Origin of the sequence: Photobacterium halotolerans DSM 18316 (assembly GCF_000425165.1) — a bacterium.
In the GTDB taxonomy this organism is placed as follows: Bacteria; Pseudomonadota; Gammaproteobacteria; order Enterobacterales; family Vibrionaceae; genus Photobacterium; species Photobacterium halotolerans.
The window spans coordinates 727029-746209 of record NZ_KE384319.1 but is presented as its reverse complement, the minus strand read 5'-3'; the positions used below and the strand labels follow the sequence as shown (position 1 = coordinate 746209).

The following is a 19181-nucleotide window of genomic DNA, read 5'->3' as shown; positions in this document are numbered from 1 at the left end:
TATGGTATCACAGATGAAATGCTGCCTTTGGCAGCATTTTTTGTGGCTTCTTACTCGCTTTATGCGACCGCTTTTTCGTTCCTGCTGGTTCTGTTGCTCCTGAGTTGGTTAAAATACCAGTAACAGCTCAAAAGGAAGCAAGCATGAACAACCTCAAACTCGAATCATTGTTAAACACACTACTGAGCCCGCACTTAATCAGAGATTACTGTCCGAATGGTCTGCAAGTTGAAGGCCGCAGCGAGGTACAAAAAATTGTCACCGGTGTGACTGCTTGTCAGGCATTAATTGATCAAGCCATTGAAATGAAAGCCGATGCTTTGCTGGTCCATCACGGTTACTTTTGGAAAAATGAACCTTCGGAAATTCGCGGGATGAAATACCGACGGATTAAAGCATTGATCGAAAATGGCATTAATCTCTATGCCTATCATTTGCCTCTGGATGTCCATCCGGAGCTGGGAAATAATGCCCAGCTTGCCGATCAATTAGGTATAAAGCATCTGGGCGGGCTGGAGCCTGGCAATGCGCATCCTGTTGCGGTGTACGGCGAATTTCCGACGGCGCTTAGCGGCGAGCAGCTCGCTGCCCGTATTGAGAAGGTGCTCCATCGCAAACCCTTACATATCGGCGAGGGCGGACCTGATCTGATCAAAACAGTGGGCTGGTGTACCGGCGGCGGTCAGGATTTTATCGATCTCGCGGTTGCGCAGGGGCTGGATGCCTATATCACGGGTGAGGTGTCAGAGCGGACGGTACATACGGCGCGGGAGCAGGGTATTCATTTCTTCAGCGCGGGACATCATGCGACCGAGAGGTACGGTGTTGAAGCGCTGGGTGAATGGCTGGCCGATGAGCATCATTTTGATGTCACCTTTGTGGATATTGATAATCCGGTGTAGGTCACGGATGATCCAATCAAAAAAGGTTGAGCATCAGCCCAACCTTTTTGTTTTACATTAGCAAACTACCAATCATTCACAATCACTCACGTTCGTGAAGTGGTTGGAAATCACGTTGCTGATGACCGGTATACAGCTGACGCGGACGACCGATACGGTTGTTAGGATCACTGTGCATTTCATTCCAGTGTGCGATCCAGCCGATGGTACGAGACATTGCAAAGATTACGGTAAACATAGAAATTGGGATACCGATAGCTTTCAGAATGATACCTGAGTAGAAGTCTACGTTCGGGTACAGTTTCTTCTCAACAAAGTACTCATCAGACAGGGCAATGCGTTCCAGTTCCATCGCGACATCCAGTAACGGATCACTGATTTTCAGTTCTTGCAGAACTTCATGGCATGCTTCACGCATCACGGTTGCACGTGGGTCATAGTTTTTATACACACGGTGACCGAAGCCCATCAGACGGAACGGATCATCTTTGTCTTTGGCACGTTCGATGAACTCTGGGATATTCTCCACGCTGCCAATCTCTTCGAGCATGCGCAGACAGGCTTCATTGGCACCGCCGTGAGCAGGGCCCCAAAGTGAAGCGATACCAGCGGCAATACACGCAAACGGGTTAGCACCTGAAGAACCTGCCAGACGAACAGTTGACGTCGACGCATTCTGCTCATGATCGGCGTGCAGGGTAAAGATTTTATCCATGGCTCGGGCAACAACAGGACTGACTTCATACTCTTCACACGGTGTTGCAAACATCATGTGCAGGAAGTTTTCAGCGTAATCCAGATCGTTACGAGGGTAGATAAACGGCTGACCAATCGAGTATTTGTAGCACATTGAAGCCAGAGTCGGCATTTTTGACAGCAGGCGGAATGCAGTGATTTCGCGGTGCTCGTCGTTATTGATGTCCAGTGAATCATGGTAGAAGGCTGCCAGCGCACCGACAACACCACACATTACAGCCATTGGGTGAGCATCGCGACGGAAACCGTGGAAGAAACTTGCGATTTGCTCATGCACCATAGTATGGCGGGTTACAGTTTTGCGGAATTGCTCGTACTGGGCGCGGGTAGGAACTTCGCCGTACAGCAGAATGTAACAGACTTCTAAATAATCAGCGTTATTAGCTAATTGGTCGATCGGATAGCCACGGTGAAGCAGCACACCTTTCGCACCATCAATGAAAGTAATTTGAGATTCACATGATGCAGTAGCTAAGAAACCTGGGTCGAAAGTGAAATAGCCAGATGCGCCGAGTTTACGAACATCCAGTACTTCCGGACCTAGTGAGCCCCCGAGAATCGGCAGTTCGACCGGTGCTTTCCCTTCAATATGAAGAGTAGCTTTCTTGTCTGCCATAACAATCTCCTTTGTTATTTTATAATCCTAATCCGAAATCGGATGTGCCGTCTTTGTACAGCTCGGTCATGGTGTTGTCAATTCCTCTTATCGGGAGTGTGCGCTTGTTAATAACTTTAAGTAAAAGCGGGTCAATATCTCAAACCGTGTTAGAGGTCATGTAACGGGGTTTGTAATTGATTGTTGCGAGGCGTATACTCGGCCGCAGGTCTCTGGTTCTGCCATCGCCAGAAACAATGATAAAGTTATTAGTAATATTAGCTACTTAGCTGAAACGACTTTTGCTTTGCTGTACATACACTTGTGCTATGTAAATGTAGCATAGTTGTTGTGCCTTTGTTGCGCTTGTTTTGGCGTACGCATACCGGAGGTTTTATAAAAATAAAACGCTTCTATGGAGCTGAGTGGGCAAAGACCGTGAAAGTTAACAAGCCAAGACCTGTCAACCTCGACCTACAGACGATACGCTTTCCGCTGACTGCGATTTCGTCAATCCTGCACCGTGTATCGGGCGTGATTACATTTGTTTCCCTTGCCATCCTGCTGTGGCTACTGAACCTGTCTCTTTCCTCTCCCCAAGGATTTGCTGAGGCCGCTGACATCGTAGACAGCTTCTTTGTCAAATTTATCCTCTGGGGTGTGCTGACAGCACTCTTCTATCACATTGTTTTGGGTATCCGTCACCTGATCATGGATATGGGATACTTTGAAGAGCTGGAATCTGGCACCACAAGTGCGAAAATCAGTTTTGCAATTGTGGCGGTTCTGTCTGTGTTTGCAGGAGGCCTGGTATGGTAAGCAACGTTTCATCCATTGGACGTAATGGTGTTCACGACTTTATTCTGATTCGTGCAACCGCAATTATCCTCACTCTTTACACCATTTATATGGTGTGCTTTTTCGCTTTTGGCCCTGAGCTGAATTTTGAAACCTGGACAGCGTTCTTTTCAAAACTAAGCACAAAAGTCTTTACTATGCTGGCGTTGGCCTCTGTTCTGATTCACGGTTGGATCGGAATGTGGCAGGTACTGACTGACTACATTAAACCTGCCTTTTTACGTGCAGGATTAATGTTTGCAATTGTCGCTGTGCTTTTTGTTTATCTGTTATCTGGTTTCTTTATTGTGTGGGGTGCGTAAGTGAGCATTGCAGTTCGAGAGTTTGATGCCGTAGTAATCGGCGCTGGTGGTGCAGGTATGCGTGCTGCACTACAAATTTCTGAGCAGGGCCTGAAATGTGCTTTGCTGTCTAAAGTGTTCCCTACCCGTTCTCACACCGTATCTGCGCAGGGCGGTATCACAGTTGCGTTAGGTAACTCGCATCCGGATAACTGGGAATGGCACATGTACGACACGGTAAAAGGGTCGGACTATATCGGTGACCAGAATGCCATCGAATACATGTGTAAAAATGGCCCGCAGTCAGTCATTGAACTTGAAAAAATGGGTCTGCCTTTTTCCCGTTTTGAAAATGGTCGTATTTATCAGCGCCCGTTTGGTGGCCAGTCGAAAGAGTTCGGTGGCGAACAGGCCGCGCGTACAGCCGCCGCGGCAGACCGTACCGGTCACGCCCTGCTGCACACGCTGTACCAGCAAAATGTTAAGCATAAGACGACGATTTTCTCCGAGTGGTATGCGCTGGATCTGGTGAAAAACCAGGACGGTGCCATTCTGGGCTGTACCGCGCTGTGCATGGAAACCGGTGAAGTCTGTTACTTCAAATCCAAGGCCACAATTCTGGCAACAGGTGGTGCCGGCCGTATCTACCAGTCAACCACTAACGCACACATTAACACCGGTGACGGTGTCGGTATGGCGCTGCGTGCGGGTGTCCCCATGCAGGATATCGAAATGTGGCAGTTCCACCCAACCGGTATCGCCGGTGCCGGTGTACTGGTAACAGAAGGCTGTCGTGGTGAAGGTGGTTACCTGCTGAACAAAGACGGTGAGCGTTTCATGGAGCGTTATGCACCCAACGCGAAAGACCTGGCGGGTCGTGACGTTGTTGCCCGTTCCATGATGGTGGAAATCCGCGAAGGCCGCGGTTGCGATGGCCCGTGGGGACCGCACATCAAACTGAAACTGGATCACCTGGGTAAAGATGTTCTGGAATCGCGTTTGCCAGGCATTCTTGAGTTGTCACGTACCTTTGCGCACGTCGATCCGGTGAAAGAGCCGATTCCGGTGATTCCAACCTGTCACTACATGATGGGCGGTGTACCGACTCAGGTTTCCGGACAAGCGATTAAGCAAAACGCAAATGGCCAGGACGAAGAAGTCCAGGGTCTGTTTGCCTGTGGTGAAATTGCTTCCGTTTCTGTACATGGTGCAAACCGCCTGGGCGGTAACTCCCTGCTTGACCTTGTGGTGTTTGGTCGTGCGACCGGCTTGCATCTGGGTGAAACCTTAGCGGCTCAGGCAGAAGCGCGTCCGGCAACAGAATCAGACATCGAAGCTTCTCTGACTCGTCTGAACCGTTGGAACAGCACGCAAAAAGGTGAAGATCCGGTACAAATCCGTAAAGATCTGCAATCTTGCATGCAAAACAACTTCTCGGTATTCCGTGAAGGCGAAGCCATGGCTGAAGGCCTGAGCCAGCTGAAAGAAATCCGCGAGCGTTTGAAAGAAGCACGTCTGGATGACACATCCAGCGAATTCAACACACAGCGTATCGAGTGCCTGGAACTGGATAACCTGATGGAAACCGCCTATGCAACGGCGGTAGCGGCTAACTACCGCACTGAAAGCCGTGGTGCTCACGCCCGTTTCGACTTCCCAGAGCGTGATGATGAAAACTGGCTGTGTCACTCTATTTACAACCCGGAGACAGAGCAGATGTCTAAGCGTGATGTAAATATGACACCCGTACATCGTGACGCATTCCCGCCTAAAGCGCGGACTTACTAAGGGAGGTAACAACATGAAACTGAATTTTTCGATTTACCGTTATAACCCTGATGTAGATAACGCGCCGCACATGAAAGGGTATACGCTGGAAGTGCCGGAAGGCTCCGACATGATGGTTCTGGATGCCCTGATTTTGCTTAAAGAGCAGGACCCGTCGCTGTCTTTCCGCCGTTCATGCCGTGAGGGTGTGTGCGGTTCCGATGGTATCAACATGAATGGTAAGAATGGCTTGGCCTGTATCACTCCATTATCAGCGTTGATGAATCAGAAAACGATTGTGATTCGTCCGTTGCCGGGTTTGCCTGTCATTCGTGACCTTATCATTGATATGGAGCAGTTCTACACTAACTATGCCAAGGTGAAGCCGTTCCTGATCAATGACAGTGAGCACCCGCCTGCGCGGGAAAACCTGCAGTCACCGGAAGAGCGTGCGCATCTTGACGGCCTGTACGAGTGCATTATGTGTGCCTGTTGCTCGACCTCATGTCCGTCATTCTGGTGGAACCCGGACAAGTTTATCGGTCCTGCGGGCCTGCTGGCAGCATACCGTTGGTTAATCGACAGTCGTGACACGGCAACTGAAGAGCGTTTATCCGATCTTGATGATGCATTTAGCGTGTTCCGCTGCCACAGTATCATGAACTGTGTCAGTGTCTGTCCGAAAGGGCTCAACCCGACGAAAGCGATCGGCAATATCCGATCTATGTTGCTTAAACGTTCGGTATAAATTTATAGAATTATCGATATGCCAGCAGAGTAATTTGCTGGCTTTTTAGCCCGGCCTAACAACCGGTGCAAGTGGCGATAACAAGTGGTTAAGGGAAAAAAATGCAGAACGGCGTTATGAAGGCTTGGCTTGAGTCTTCACATCTGGCTGGCGCCAACGCAACTTACGTAGAAGACCTCTACGAGTTGTATCTAAGCGACCCAGAATTAGTTGACGAAGAATGGCGTCACGTTTTTAGTGAACTGCCTGTTGTGAATGGTGTTGCCGTTGAGCAGCCGCATTCGCGTGTTCGTGATTACTTCCGGCGTTTAGCGAAAGAGACGACCTTTTTAAGTGCTAACGTCAGCGATCCTGATGTTGATGCCAAACAGGTTAAGGTACTGCAGCTTATCAACGCATACCGTTTCCGTGGTCATCAGCATGCAAACCTGGACCCGCTGGGATTATGGCAGCAGGAACGTGTTCCGGACCTGGACCCTGCGTTTCATAATCTCACAGCGGAAGATTTTGACCAAAGCTTCAATGTCGGTTCATTTGCCGTCGGCAAAGAGACAATGAAGCTTTCTGAGATCTATGAGGCATTGAAAAACACCTATTGTGGCTCAATTGGTGCTGAGTACATGCACATTACTGATACGGAAGAAAAGCGCTGGATTCAGCAGCGTCTGGAATCAGTTGTCGGTAAAGGCACGTTCACTCAGGAAGAAAAGCAGACGTTTTTGGATGAACTGACTGCAGCGGAAGGTCTGGAACGCTACCTGGGGGCGAAATTCCCAGGGGCAAAACGTTTCTCACTGGAAGGCGGTGATGCGCTTATTCCTATGATGAAAGAGCTGATTCGTGCAGCCGGAAAAAGCGGTGTCCGTGAAGTGGTGGTGGGAATGGCCCACCGTGGCCGTCTGAACATGCTGGTGAACGTGCTGGGTAAAAAGCCTCAGGATCTGTTCGATGAATTTGCCGGCAAGCATGGCGAGTCATGGGGAACCGGTGATGTGAAATACCACCAGGGTTTCTCTGCTGATTTCGCAACACCAGGCGGCGATGTGCATCTGGCTCTTGCCTTTAACCCCTCTCACCTTGAAATCGTTAACCCGGTCGTTGTCGGCTCTGTCCGTGCACGTCAGGACCGCTTGGGTGACAAAGACGGTTCCATGGTACTGCCAATCACTATTCATGGTGACTCAGCAATCGCGGGTCAGGGGGTTGTGGCTGAAACCTTCAACATGTCCCAGTCACGGGGTTATCGCGTTGGTGGTACGGTACGCATTGTGGTGAACAACCAGATTGGTTTCACGACCTCTAATCCGATGGATACCCGTTCAACGCAGTACTGTACTGATATCGCTAAGATGGTGCAGTCGCCGATCTTCCACGTTAATGCCGATGATCCTGAAGCCGTTGCTTTTGTGACTCGTCTTGCGCTGGATTACCGCAATGAATTTAAGCGTGATGTGGTTATTGATCTGGTCTGTTACCGCCGTCATGGTCACAACGAAGCGGATGAGCCGAGTGCGACTCAGCCACTGATGTACCAAAAGATCAAAAAGCACCCAACTCCCCGCAAGATTTACGCAGATATTCTGGTTGACGAGAAGAGCATAGACGCTGAAACAGCGACTGTACTTGTCAATGAATACCGTGATGCGCTTGACCGTGGCGAATGCGTGGTGAAAGAGTGGCGTCCGATGAAACTGCACTCAGTGGACTGGGCTCCGTACCTGGGTCACGACTGGACCAAAGAGTGGGATCATAAAGTTGGCCGTCAGCGACTGCATGAGCTGGGTCAGCGGGTTTGTCAGTATCCTGAAAGCCACAAACTGCAAAGTCGTGTACAGAAACTGTACAGCGATCGTCAGTCTATGGTCGCCGGTGAGAAAGGTGTCGACTGGGGTATGGCCGAAACGCTGGCCTATGCAACACTGGTTGATGATGGTCACCGCATTCGTATTACCGGTCAGGATTCCGGACGGGGTACTTTCTTCCATCGTCATGCGGTACTGCATAACCAAGCGGATGCCAGTACTTACATGCCTTTGGCTAACCTTCATGACAAACAAGGTCCGTTCCAGGTCTTCGACTCTGTGCTGTCAGAAGAAGCCGTATTGGCCTTTGAATATGGCTATGCGACGGCAGAGCCGGGTGGCCTGACAATCTGGGAAGCTCAGTTTGGTGATTTTGCGAACGGTGCACAGGTTGTGATTGATCAGTTCATCAGCTCTGGTGAGCAGAAGTGGGGCCGTATGTGCGGTCTGACTATGCTGCTGCCGCATGGCTATGAAGGTCAGGGCCCTGAGCACTCTTCTGCGCGCCTGGAGCGTTACCTGCAGTTGTGTGCTGAACAAAACATGCAGGTTGTGATTCCTTCAACGCCGGCACAGGTTTATCACATGATACGTCGTCAGGTTCTGCGCCCGATGCGCCGCCCTCTGATTGTCATGTCGCCTAAGTCATTACTGCGTCATCCGCTGTGTACGTCCACCATGGACGACCTGGCTGAAGGTAATTTCCTGCCGGCCATCGGTGAGATTGATGCGCTGGATCCGAAACAAGTGAAACGTGTTGTACTGTGTTCAGGTAAGGTGTATTACGATCTGCTGGAACAACGTCGCAAGCGTGAGCAGACGGATGTCGCCATTATCCGAATTGAGCAGCTGTACCCATTCCCGAAAGAGGATGTGGAAGCTGCACTGGCTGATTATCAGCATGTGACTGACTTCGCATGGTGTCAGGAAGAGCCGCAAAACCAGGGTGCCTGGTACAGCAGCCAGCATAATTTCCGTGCTGCACTGCCTGCCGGCGCGCAGCTGGCCTATGCCGGTCGCCCTGCGTCAGCTTCCCCTGCCGTTGGTTATATGTCAGTACACCTGAAACAACAGAAAGCGTTGATTGATGACGCGCTGAACACAGAACAATAAACCCAGAGCTGGAACAAAAAGGACAAACTGAGATGACAATCGAAATTCTGGTTCCCGATTTACCTGAATCAGTAGCAGACGCAACCGTAGCCACCTGGCACAAGAAACCGGGTGATGCGGTAAGCCGTGATGAAGTTCTGGTAGATATCGAAACGGATAAAGTAGTGCTGGAAGTACCTGCACCTGAAGATGGTATTCTTGAAGCCATTTTTGAAGAAGAAGGTACCACAGTGTTGACCAAGCAGCTGCTGGGTAAAATCAAAGCAGGCGCGGTTGCCGGCGAGCCAACCAAAGATAAGACAGCCAGTGCGGAAGCGTCACCAAATAAACGCACTACTGCCTCTTTGGCTGAAGAGACCAATGATGCGCTGAGCCCGGCGGTACGTCGTCTGATCAGCGAGCACGGTATTGATGCATCGGCTGTGAAAGGCAGCGGTGTGGGTGGCCGTATCACTCGCGAAGACGTAGAAGCGTTCGTGAAAAATGGCAAGTCTGCATCTGCAGCCCCGGTTGCTGAAGCGAAAGCAGAAGCTCCTCTGGCGCACCGCAGTGAAAAGCGTGTCCCTATGACCCGCCTGCGTAAGCGTATTGCAGAGCGTCTGCTGGAAGCGAAGAACAGTACAGCGATGCTGACGACCTTCAACGAAGTGAACATGAAGCCAATCATGGACTTGCGTAAGCAGTACCAGGGCATCTTTGAAGAGCGTCACGGTATTCGTCTGGGCTTTATGTCTTTCTACGTCAAAGCAGTTGTTGAAGCGCTGAAGCGTTTCCCGGAAGTGAATGCATCTATTGACGGTGATGATGTTGTTTACCACAACTTCTTCGATGTCAGCATTGCCGTGTCGACTCCTCGTGGTCTGGTTACCCCGGTACTGCGTGATTGTGACAAGCTGAGCCTGGCTGAAATCGAAAAAGGTATCCGTGAACTGGCTGTCAAAGGCCGTGACGGTAAGCTGACTGTTGATGAACTGACTGGCGGTAACTTCACTATCACTAACGGTGGTGTATTCGGCTCGCTGATGTCTACGCCGATTATCAACCCGCCTCAGGGTGCAATTCTGGGGATGCATAAGATCCAGGATCGCCCAATGGCCGTTGATGGCAAGGTTGAAATCCTGCCTATGATGTATCTGGCGCTGTCTTACGACCACCGTCTGATTGATGGTAAAGAGTCGGTAGGCTACCTGGTAACCGTGAAAGAGTTGCTTGAAGACCCAACACGTCTGCTTCTGGACGTGTAACACTGCGCATAACGAGCCGCCACTGTTCTGAGGTGGCGGCTGTTGAGCCAGATTGATTGACGAAGGAATACCCAAGAGTATTTCAATGGATATAACACGTCCCACAGGGATTAGATAACGGATAGAACATAATGAATCTGCACGAATATCAGGCAAAACAACTTTTTGCTGAGTATGGCCTGCCAGTTCCTGAAGGCTATGCTTGTGATACCCCACAAGAGGCTGCGGAAGCAGCAAGCAAAATCGGTGGTGACAAATGGGTCATCAAATGTCAGGTTCACGCTGGTGGCCGCGGTAAAGCGGGCGGCGTAGAACTGCATGACACCAAAGAAGGTCTTAAAGAGTTTGCACAAAAGTGGCTGGGTAAAAACCTGGTAACTTATCAGACAGATGCAAACGGTCAGCCGGTTACCAAAATCCTGGTTGAAGAAGCTTCTGACATTGCCAACGAACTGTACCTGGGTGCTGTTGTAGACCGTGGTACTCGCCGTATCGTTTTCATGGCATCGACTGAAGGTGGTGTGGAAATCGAGAAGGTTGCTGAAGAAACCCCAGAGCTGATCCACAAAGCGGCTATCGATCCACTGGTTGGCCCACAGGCTTATCAGGGTCGTGAACTGGCATTTAAACTGGGCCTGAAAGGCGACCAGATTAAGCAGTTCGTGAAAATCTTCATGGGTCTGGGCCAGATGTTCGCCCAGTATGATCTGGCTCTGCTGGAAATTAACCCGCTTGTGATCACCGGTGAAGGCAATCTGCTGTGTCTGGACGGTAAGATCAACATCGATTCAAACGCCATGTACCGCCAGCCAAAACTGCGTGATATGCACGATGCTTCTCAGGAAGATGCACGTGAAGCTCACGCAGCACAATGGGAGCTGAACTATGTTGCTCTGGACGGTAACGTCGGTTGTATGGTGAACGGTGCGGGTCTGGCCATGGGGACCATGGACATAGTAAACCTGCACGGCGGCAAGCCGGCAAACTTCCTGGATGTTGGTGGCGGTGCGACCAAAGAGCGCGTTGCAGAAGCATTCAAGATCATCCTGTCTGACGATAATGTTAAAGCCGTACTGGTTAACATCTTCGGTGGTATCGTTCGTTGCGACATGATTGCAGAAGGTATCATCGGTGCGGTTAAAGAAGTTGGCGTGACGGTACCGGTTGTGGTTCGTCTGGAAGGTACTAACGCTGACCTGGGTCGCGAAGTACTGGCCAAGTCAGGTCTGGATATCATTGCAGCTGAGTCGCTAACCGACGCAGCTCAGAAAGTTGTTGCTGCTGCGGAGGGCAAATAAGAATGTCTGTACTAATTAATAAAGACACTAAAGTCATCTGCCAGGGTTTCACTGGCGGTCAGGGTACTTTCCACTCTGAGCAGGCAATTGCATACGGTACGCAAATGGTTGGCGGTGTGTCACCGGGTAAAGGCGGCACAACACATCTGGGTTTGCCAGTGTTCAATACTGTGCGTGAAGCCGTAAAAGCAACAGGTGCAACAGCTTCTGTTATCTACGTACCGGCACCATTTTGTAAAGATGCCATTCTGGAAGCGATTGATGCGGGTATCAAGCTGATCGTTACTATCACAGAAGGTATCCCGACAACAGATATGATCGACGTGAAAGTGAAGCTGGAAGAAACCGGCGTCCGCATGATTGGTCCTAACTGCCCGGGTGTGATCACACCTGATGAATGTAAGATCGGCATCATGCCTGGCCATATCCACAAGAAAGGTAAAGTGGGTATCGTTTCACGTTCAGGTACGCTGACTTATGAAGCCGTAAAACAAACCACAGATGAAGGTTTCGGCCAGTCTACTTGTGTAGGTATTGGTGGTGACCCTATTCCAGGTTCAAACTTCATTGATATCCTGAAACTGTTCCAGGAAGACCCGGAAACTGAAGCGATCGTGATGATTGGTGAAATCGGTGGTACTGCGGAAGAAGAAGCTGCAGCCTTCATCAAAGAGAATGTCACCAAACCGGTTGTTTCCTATATTGCGGGTGTGACGGCTCCTCCGGGTAAGCGTATGGGCCATGCCGGTGCGATTATTTCTGGTGGTAAAGGTACTGCGGAAGACAAGTTCGCAGCACTGGAATCGGCAGGCGTGAAGACCGTTAAGAGCCTGGCTGAGATCGGTAAAGCACTGAGAGAAGTTACTGGCTGGTAACAGAACAAGCCAGACTAAGACTGCATTAAGAAGCCCGTCATCTGACGGGCTTCTTTTTATCTCAGGTCACCGCTTATGGGTTTTTCTCCGGTGTTAAACCTGATCTGGTATGGCGAGTGATATGCGTAAAATAAAAAAAGCCCGGCGTGACTGCCGGGCTTCTGTCAATGTCTTATACGCACCAGATTAGTATTTGAAGCGGGTGGTCAGTAACAGTTGATCGCCGTAAACATCATTGAAACGACCTTCAGCGCCGATTGAAAACAGCTCAGTGGCGTGGAAACGGCCATAAACAGAACCGAACGTTTCTTCGATTTGGTGGACGTTAATGTGGCCAAGCTTGGCACCGACTTCAAGTTGCGGACCTAACCACTGACGAACACCCAGGTTGATTTCCATACCGGTTTTGCCGGTGCTGTCGTTAAACTCGCCTTTGTTCTTGATGTTGCGCGCTTTAAGCTCACCCGTCAGATCTGCCCAGTTGTTGATAGGTGCGTGGAAGCCCACACCTAAAGCGAGATCCCAGTCGCTTTCGAATTCAGAATCGATGCTACCGGTTAAATGTGCATTCGGGTGGATAGATTTGCTGAAACCTGCACCATAGGTTAATGGGCTCAGGCCAATTCGCACTTCTGTATAGTCGTAGCTGAAGTTGCTCATAGTATTAGCTGAATTAGCTTGAGCGGCTGAAGCACATGATAGTAGCAGGGCGCCAGCGATAAACGATTTACGCATGAATCTTCATCCAAAGAACAAAAAATGAATTGGAGCATTTTAATCAACTCGTCATCGCAATAACAGGTTGGCCTTAGATTAAGTGCCGTATTACGGGGACAATAGAGTAAAAATGCAGCAAAAATCACATAATTGTGATCATTGACAAACTTTTAATAAGCCATTTTATCACACTAATGGATAGAACATTTTTATTGTATTAGTTCGTTGCCAGATTTTGTCCCTTGCTCAAAATGGGTGAGATTCGATAACGTGGTGTCGGAGATGTTGGCCAGCGCTTCTTCGGTCAAAAAGGCCTGGTGGCCGGTGAACAGCACATTGTGGCAGGAAGACAAGCGACGAAAAACGTCATCCTGAATGATGTCGTTGGACTTATCCTCAAAGAATAAATCTTTTTCATTTTCGTAGACATCCACCCCGAGAGATCCGATTTTCTGGCTTTTGAGCGCTTCAATCGCATCTTTTGAGTTAAGCAGTTCACCACGGCTGGTATTAATGATCATGACACCGTCGCGCATCTTGCTAAAAGAGCTCGCGTCCAGCATGTGGTAATTCTCTTTGCTCATCGGGCAGTGCAGGGTAATGACATCCGATTGACGGTAAATCTCGTCCAGTGAGGTGTAAGTGGCCCCCAGCTTTATCGCTTCCGGGTTTTCATAAGGATCGTGGGCCAGAATGGTCATGCCCAGGCCTTTCAGGATGTGCATGGTGGCAATGCCTATCCGGCCTGTGCCGATAACCCCGACGGTTTTGCCATAAAAGTTAAAGCCTGTCAGGCCATCCAATGAAAAGTTGGCATCCCGTGTGCGCTGGTATGCGCGGTGAATTTTACGGTTGAGACTCAGCATTAACCCGACAGTATGTTCCGCGATGGCTTGCGGAGAGTAAGCGGGCACCCGAACAATCTGCAGACCGTACATTTTGGCGGCATCCACATCCACTTTATCAAATCCGGCACAGCGCATGGCAATGACTCGCACCCTCAGAATAGATAACGCTTCGATTACAGGCTTACTGAGATCGTCGTTGACAAAGGCGCAGACAGCATCGTAACCGTGGGCCAGTTTCGCCGTTTGCAGGTTGAGCTGAATATCGAAGAAACTCAGTTGGTGCCCAAAAAGCTGATTGCTCTTATTGAAAGAAATTTGATCGTATTTTTTGGCGCTGAATACGGCGACTTTCATCACAGCACTCCTTCAATCTGAAATTGTGATCACTTTCCCACAGTGCGCACCGGCTGACAAGCAGATTAATCACTTGCGCTGAATGATAAAAGTCATTGATCCATAGAGCAAAGATAGTGTTTGTAATACACTCATTGCATTCATCACGAAATAATCATTGGAAAGAGACATGTTAGGAAAAATAGGTGCAGTTGCAGGCGCGGTTGCAGTGGTGCTGTGCTGGCCTCTGGCTGTTGGTCAGATTGGCGAGCGAATTTATCAGGACACGGTGGGGGAATACAACAGCCCCTATGTGTCTGTCACCACAGAACGCTATGAACGTGGTTATCTGACCTCTCATGCTGTGTCGAAAATTGCACTGAAATCGAGCTGGAAAGAGGTTTTCGCCGAGCAGGACTGGCCAACTGAATGGCATATTGCACATGAGATTCATCATGGCGTCTTTGGGGTCACTTCCAACAGTACGCTGGTGGTAGATGATAAGGTGGCCTCTCAGGTTGCAGCCTGGTGGGGCAGCGATGCGGTGCCACTGACCTTAACAACGCGCACTGCACTGACAAGAAAAACCGATCTTGATTTAACCCTGAATCCTTTTGTGTATAACGATCAGGACGGCAACGCCTTTAAGTCTGAGCCGCTGACCTTTACCGGGACTGTCACTGCTGACGGAAACGGCAGTTTCAGCTATGCGCTGAAAGATGCGTTATTGCAGACTGTGGCAGACGAAAGCATGCAGGTGTCTGGTGTGACTGGTGGCGGGGAAGGCCGCTGGGACGGAGGCTTCTGGATTGGCAACCAGCAACTGCAGATAAGCAAGCTGGGGTTTGCCAATAATCAGACCCAAGAGTCCGTGGATCTGGATAACATTAAGGTAGTCTCAGTCAATAGCCTGTCACAAGCTCAGGCAGCGACAGAGGAGAGTCCGGCAGTCAGTGCGCAGTTAACGAACAGCAACCAGCTCAGCATCGCGTCTCTGACCAGTCTGGACGGTAAGAAATACCAGACATTCAATGTCGATTTGCTGTTGTCTGATCTCGATTATGACGCCATAACCCGTCTCAGTGCACTGGGTGATCAGCTGGACGGCGAATTATCCCCGGCTCAGGTTCAGGATATGGCGTTAGCGCTGGATCTGCTGGTTGCCAAAGGGCTGACCGTGAACCTGAAAGATATCAGTGTGGTGGCACCGGAAGGGCCAATAAAAGGCCATGTCCGTCTTACTGTGCAGCCAGGCCTGGCGCGCGCGTCGCAAAATCTGGCACAAGTGACCAGCAAACTTGATGGTGATCTGTATTTTGAATTTCCGTCCGAGTTGCTGACATTGACCGAAGGGCTGGAGCCTCAGACCGACCGGCTGATTCAGAGCGGTGTGCTGACAATGAAAGAAGACAGGGCATTTATTGCTGTGAAACTGGTGGGCGATAAGGTGGTTCTGGGTAATGGCGATCAATTACCCCTGGCTATGTTGATGATGTTACTCCTTTCTTAAGCGCGCATCATAGGTAACGACAATGAATAAAATAGAACCTATCAATTTAGACATTTGGCTGAAATCGACGACACTTAAGGTATCGGCGCAGGGATAAGCACTCAGATTGACACACTCTGAACCTGCCTGCGGTTATATAAGAAAAATTCAGGGGGATGCATGGAGTCGATTAAAGTCAGAGATTATATGAACACCCGACCGGTAACCTTCGAAGCAGGTATGTCACTGTCTAAAGCATTGGACAAGATGCTGTCATCCAAACAGATTGGGGGACCTGTTATTGATGAGTACCGCAGAGTGGTGGGCTTTGTGTCTGAACAGGATTTTATTCAGAAGTTACTGAAAGTTGGTTATCACTGTCAGGATACCCACACAGTCGGTGATGTTATGCGGACGGATGTGCTGACAGTTAATCCTGAGACCAGCATTATTGCCCTGGCTGAAACCATGTCCGGGCAAAAACCTAAGCTGTATCCGGTTGTCGAAGGTGGGAGACTGGTCGGTATTATTACCCGCCGCAATGTGCTTTCCGCCATCAGTGATCAAATTGGTGATTGCTTTAAGCACCCGGTTTAACGCTATAAACAGGCGCTGCTCAGCGCCTGTTTTTTGAGATCTGTATTCATCCATTCACTCAATAATTGCGAGCTGTATTTATCGCTTGACCTTGGAGGTAACTCCAAGGTTTATATTGATACAGAAGCCCATTTTGACTGAATAAGGAATAACAGTATGTGTCATCAATGTCATAATAAAAAACCGCACATCCATACCATCAAGCCAGTCAGTACCGGCAGCAGTGTGCGTGTCGAGCAGGGGGCAATGGCTGTATCTGCGACAGGTGCTGCTTCTGCGACGGCAAGTGGCTGTGAAGGAGCGTGCGACTCAGGAGGCAGTGAAGAGAGCGACCCCGCCAGGCGGCGAGCTTTACTGTCAACACCGCCCAATGGCGACAAGGCGGCTGCCTTGTCCGGTATCCGGCAAATTATCCCCCATACAACGCCGTCAGGCTTTACTGCTATTCATTCCTATGGGCCGGACAGTCCAAACGACGTTCATCTGGCATCGTCACAGGCAAAGGGCACAGCCCCTCAGCAAAGCACTGAACCAGGTGCCGTTGCGCGTTTCAGCTGGCAAGTGCAGGGCATGGATTGTCCGAGCTGTGCAGCAAAGCTGGAAAAAGCCATTCTGGCAATCGACGGTGTCGATCAGGCCTCGGTGATCTTTTCGACAGAGAAATTGGTGGTCGACGGAATCTCATCGCGCATGATGTCTGAGGTAGAGGCCATCGCCAAAGCAACAGGCTTCCCATTGCGCCGGCCGCAACAGAGTAAAGATGCTCCGGCTTCGGGATTCATGCAGACTTATGGCATGCTCGCGCTGACAGCCGCGCTGGTTTTTGTGTCTTATGCCATCTCCACTCAGTCTGACACTCTGGGGCTGATTGCCTTTTCAGCCACCACGCTGGTGGGACTGACCCCGATTATTGGTAAAGCCATCAAACTCGCTAAAAACGGCTCGCCGTTTTCAATTGAAACCCTGATGAGCGTGGCTGCTGTCGGCGCGCTTTATCTGGGCGAAACGGCCGAAGCGGCGATGGTGTTGTTGCTGTTTCTCATTGGTGAGCAACTGGAAGGCTATGCATCTGCCCGTGCCCGCAGCGGGGTAAAAGCCCTCATGGCGCTGGTGCCGGAGACGGCGATGCGTGTCGACACCAACGGCCAGATTCGCGAAGTGGCGGCCGATCAGCTCCGGCCCGGCGATATTATTGAAGTGGCACCGGGCGCCCGCTTACCCGCCGATGCCCTATTGCTTGATAAGGCAGCCAGCTTTGATGAAAGTGCATTAACCGGCGAATCGGTTCCGGTAGAGCGTTTTGCGGGAGAGCGTATTCTTGCCGGTTCACTGTCAGCCGATCACCTGGTGCGGGTCAAAGTCGAGTCTAAGCAGGGTGAGAATGCCATCGACCGCATACTGCACCTGATTGAAAACGCAGAAGCCAGTAAAGCCCCGATAGAACGTTTTATTGATCGCTTCAGCCGCTGGTACACCCCTGCGATGATTATACTGGCGACGCTGATTGTGCTGGTACCGACTGTGATTTTTGGTCTGTCCTGGGATGAATGGCTGTATAAAGGACTGACATTACTGCTGATTGCCTGCCCGTGTGCCCTGGTGATCTCAACTCCGGCGGCTATTACCTCCGGACTGGCGGCAGCGGCGCGTCGCGGAGCCCTGATTAAGGGCGGTGCGGCACTGGAGCAATTAGGCCAGACGCAGGTGGTCGCGTTTGATAAGACAGGCACTTTAACTCTGGGTAAGCCGCGGGTAACGGATGTACTTGTCTGGCAAGGCGATGAAACAAGGCTGCTCAGCGAAGCCGCCGCGATAGAAACCGGATCGCTGCATCCGCTGGCGCAGGCTGTGATCGACAAAGCACGCCAGCAGGGTCTGGCGGTGCCGCATGCTGAAAACCGCAGAGCATTACCTGGTCGCGGGATTCAGGGTGTGGTTGACGGCACTGTCATCCATCTTATCGCCACAGATCGTCTTGACGATCCCGGCCGGATAACCCAATCCCAGCAGGCTGACATCGACAGCCTGAGCGATGAGGGCAAAACCCTGGTGGTGGTGCTGCGTGATAACGTGCCGGTCGGACTGATCGCCTGGCGGGATAATCTGCGTGAAGATGCCCTGATGGCGGTCGACAGACTCAAAGCGTTAGGCATTCGCAGTGTGATGTTAACCGGTGATAACTTGCGGGCCGCCAAGGCAATCGCTTCTGAGATCGGTGTTGATTTTCGGGCCAGCCTGCTGCCTGAAGATAAAGTGACCGAAGTTGCTCAGTGGAGCCGTGACTATAAAGTGGCCATGGTGGGCGACGGCATTAATGATGCGCCGGCGATGAAAATGGCCAGTGTCGGCATCGCGATGGGAAGCGGCACGGACGTGGCACTGGAAACTGCCGATGCAGCACTGACTCATAACCGTCTGAATGAATTACCGGACATGATTGCTTTGTCGCGAATGACACTGGCCAATATCCGTCAGAATATCAGCCTGGCCCTGGGCCTGAAGCTGATATTCCTGCTCACCACCTTGCTCGGCTGGACTGGGCTTTGGGTTGCCGTATTGGCAGACAGCGGTGCCACAGCGCTGGTGACTGTGAATGCGCTGCGATTGCTGCGGTTTAAGCCAGATGCATAATTTACCGCGGGTTCAGCGTTCAGGCTGAGGCAGGGCTACAATCAGAAGGCTTAAGCGCTGGCTTGGGCCTTTTCTTTGTGCAGAGCCTTAATAAGGCAACATAGAACATTGATTGCTCACGTTAAGACCAGGAGCAGGGCTGATGCTTTCCATCTGGTTCAAGCGCATTGGTTACGGTTGAAGTAAGTCGCGTTGCATATTAATGTGATCTATGATCTGTTTTAATGAATCCGTTGCATTGAAATGTATCTTTAATGTGATGTTAATCACCCATATCACGGCGGTGATGAGCTATGGTTAGCGGGTATTCGAGAGTTCAAGTTGTTG

General features: G+C 50.5%; 15 protein-coding genes. 12 read left to right on the top strand and 3 right to left on the bottom strand.

The window, feature by feature from the left end; all coding sequences use genetic code 11:
• The first annotated feature begins 143 nt into the window (after positions 1-143).
• Positions 144-902: a Nif3-like dinuclear metal center hexameric protein gene (locus tag H511_RS0112730; protein ID WP_027252636.1), complete on the top strand. Its 759-nt coding sequence runs from the start codon at positions 144-146 to the stop codon at positions 900-902.
• 82 nt (positions 903-984) lie between these two features.
• Here the strand turns inward: H511_RS0112730 and H511_RS0112725 are convergent, their stop codons facing one another.
• Positions 985-2274, bottom strand: coding sequence for a citrate synthase (locus H511_RS0112725; protein ID WP_027252635.1), 1290 nt, complete (start codon positions 2272-2274; stop codon positions 985-987).
• A gap of 417 nt (positions 2275-2691) precedes the next feature.
• Here H511_RS0112725 and sdhC point away from each other — a divergent pair, with 417 nt between their 5' ends.
• The 8 genes from sdhC (at position 2692) to sucD (ending at position 12239) form a co-directional block, all read left to right on the top strand.
• The gene (gene sdhC / locus H511_RS0112720; protein WP_027252634.1) at positions 2692-3072 is read left to right on the top strand and encodes a succinate dehydrogenase cytochrome b556 subunit; all 381 of its coding nucleotides are present in this window, start codon (positions 2692-2694) and stop codon (positions 3070-3072) included.
• On the top strand, positions 3066-3413 hold the full coding sequence (gene sdhD, locus H511_RS0112715) for a succinate dehydrogenase, hydrophobic membrane anchor protein (protein WP_027252633.1): 348 nt from the start codon (positions 3066-3068) through the stop codon (positions 3411-3413). Before sdhC ends, sdhD begins: the two co-directional genes overlap by 7 nt.
• Entirely contained in the window at positions 3414-5180 is a 1767-nt protein-coding gene (sdhA, locus tag H511_RS0112710) for a succinate dehydrogenase flavoprotein subunit (RefSeq protein WP_027252632.1), read from the top strand.
• Positions 5181-5193: 13 nt separating this feature from the next.
• Entirely contained in the window at positions 5194-5907 is a 714-nt protein-coding gene (locus H511_RS0112705; RefSeq protein WP_027252631.1) for a succinate dehydrogenase iron-sulfur subunit, read from the top strand.
• A gap of 101 nt (positions 5908-6008) precedes the next feature.
• Entirely contained in the window at positions 6009-8822 is a 2814-nt protein-coding gene (gene sucA, locus H511_RS0112700; protein WP_027252630.1) for a 2-oxoglutarate dehydrogenase E1 component, read from the top strand.
• A gap of 32 nt (positions 8823-8854) precedes the next feature.
• A complete protein-coding gene (gene odhB, locus H511_RS0112695; protein WP_027252629.1) occupies positions 8855-10066 on the top strand; it encodes a 2-oxoglutarate dehydrogenase complex dihydrolipoyllysine-residue succinyltransferase in 1212 nt (403 codons plus the stop codon).
• Between the two features lie 131 nt (positions 10067-10197).
• Positions 10198-11364 (top strand): ADP-forming succinate--CoA ligase subunit beta, encoded by a 1167-nt coding sequence (gene sucC, locus H511_RS0112690; RefSeq protein WP_027252628.1) that lies wholly within the window; start codon positions 10198-10200, stop codon positions 11362-11364.
• Between the two features lie 2 nt (positions 11365-11366).
• Positions 11367-12239 (top strand): succinate--CoA ligase subunit alpha, encoded by an 873-nt coding sequence (sucD, locus tag H511_RS0112685; protein ID WP_027252627.1) that lies wholly within the window; start codon positions 11367-11369, stop codon positions 12237-12239.
• Between the two features lie 186 nt (positions 12240-12425).
• Here the strand turns inward: sucD and H511_RS0112680 are convergent, their stop codons facing one another.
• Both H511_RS0112680 and H511_RS0112675 read right to left on the bottom strand, forming a co-directional pair.
• Positions 12426-12974, bottom strand: coding sequence for a hypothetical protein (locus tag H511_RS0112680; RefSeq protein ID WP_027252626.1), 549 nt, complete (start codon positions 12972-12974; stop codon positions 12426-12428).
• Positions 12975-13165: 191 nt separating this feature from the next.
• Positions 13166-14158 (bottom strand): 2-hydroxyacid dehydrogenase, encoded by a 993-nt coding sequence (locus H511_RS0112675; RefSeq protein ID WP_027252625.1) that lies wholly within the window; start codon positions 14156-14158, stop codon positions 13166-13168.
• A gap of 169 nt (positions 14159-14327) precedes the next feature.
• On the opposite strand from H511_RS0112675, the gene H511_RS0112670 reads away from it, so the two are divergent.
• From H511_RS0112670 to H511_RS0112660, 3 genes are all read left to right on the top strand, one after another.
• Positions 14328-15647 (top strand): DUF945 family protein, encoded by a 1320-nt coding sequence (locus tag H511_RS0112670; protein WP_027252624.1) that lies wholly within the window; start codon positions 14328-14330, stop codon positions 15645-15647.
• A gap of 159 nt (positions 15648-15806) precedes the next feature.
• Entirely contained in the window at positions 15807-16223 is a 417-nt protein-coding gene (locus H511_RS0112665) for a CBS domain-containing protein (protein ID WP_027252623.1), read from the top strand.
• A 156-nt stretch (positions 16224-16379) separates the two neighbouring features.
• Positions 16380-18854 (top strand): zinc/cadmium/mercury/lead-transporting ATPase, encoded by a 2475-nt coding sequence (locus H511_RS0112660; RefSeq protein ID WP_027252622.1) that lies wholly within the window; start codon positions 16380-16382, stop codon positions 18852-18854.
• Positions 18855-19181: the final 327 nt, after the last annotated feature.

Bases quoted from the DNA above. Each gene is read 5' to 3' on its own strand.
- H511_RS0112730 (WP_027252636.1), top strand. From the start codon at position 144: ATGAACAACCTCAAACTCGAATCATTGTTAAACACACTACTGAGCCCG.
- H511_RS0112725 (WP_027252635.1), bottom strand. From the start codon at position 2,274: ATGGCAGACAAGAAAGCTACTCTTCATATTGAAGGGAAAGCACCGGTC.
- sdhD (WP_027252633.1), top strand. From the start codon at position 3,066: ATGGTAAGCAACGTTTCATCCATTGGACGTAATGGTGTTCACGACTTT.
- H511_RS0112705 (WP_027252631.1), top strand. From the start codon at position 5,194: ATGAAACTGAATTTTTCGATTTACCGTTATAACCCTGATGTAGATAAC.
- sucA (WP_027252630.1), top strand. From the start codon at position 6,009: ATGCAGAACGGCGTTATGAAGGCTTGGCTTGAGTCTTCACATCTGGCT.
- odhB (WP_027252629.1), top strand. From the start codon at position 8,855: ATGACAATCGAAATTCTGGTTCCCGATTTACCTGAATCAGTAGCAGAC.
- sucC (WP_027252628.1), top strand. From the start codon at position 10,198: ATGAATCTGCACGAATATCAGGCAAAACAACTTTTTGCTGAGTATGGC.
- sucD (WP_027252627.1), top strand. From the start codon at position 11,367: ATGTCTGTACTAATTAATAAAGACACTAAAGTCATCTGCCAGGGTTTC.
- H511_RS0112680 (WP_027252626.1), bottom strand. From the start codon at position 12,974: ATGCGTAAATCGTTTATCGCTGGCGCCCTGCTACTATCATGTGCTTCA.
- H511_RS0112675 (WP_027252625.1), bottom strand. From the start codon at position 14,158: ATGAAAGTCGCCGTATTCAGCGCCAAAAAATACGATCAAATTTCTTTC.
- H511_RS0112670 (WP_027252624.1), top strand. From the start codon at position 14,328: ATGTTAGGAAAAATAGGTGCAGTTGCAGGCGCGGTTGCAGTGGTGCTG.
- H511_RS0112665 (WP_027252623.1), top strand. From the start codon at position 15,807: ATGGAGTCGATTAAAGTCAGAGATTATATGAACACCCGACCGGTAACC.
- H511_RS0112660 (WP_027252622.1), top strand. From the start codon at position 16,380: ATGTGTCATCAATGTCATAATAAAAAACCGCACATCCATACCATCAAG.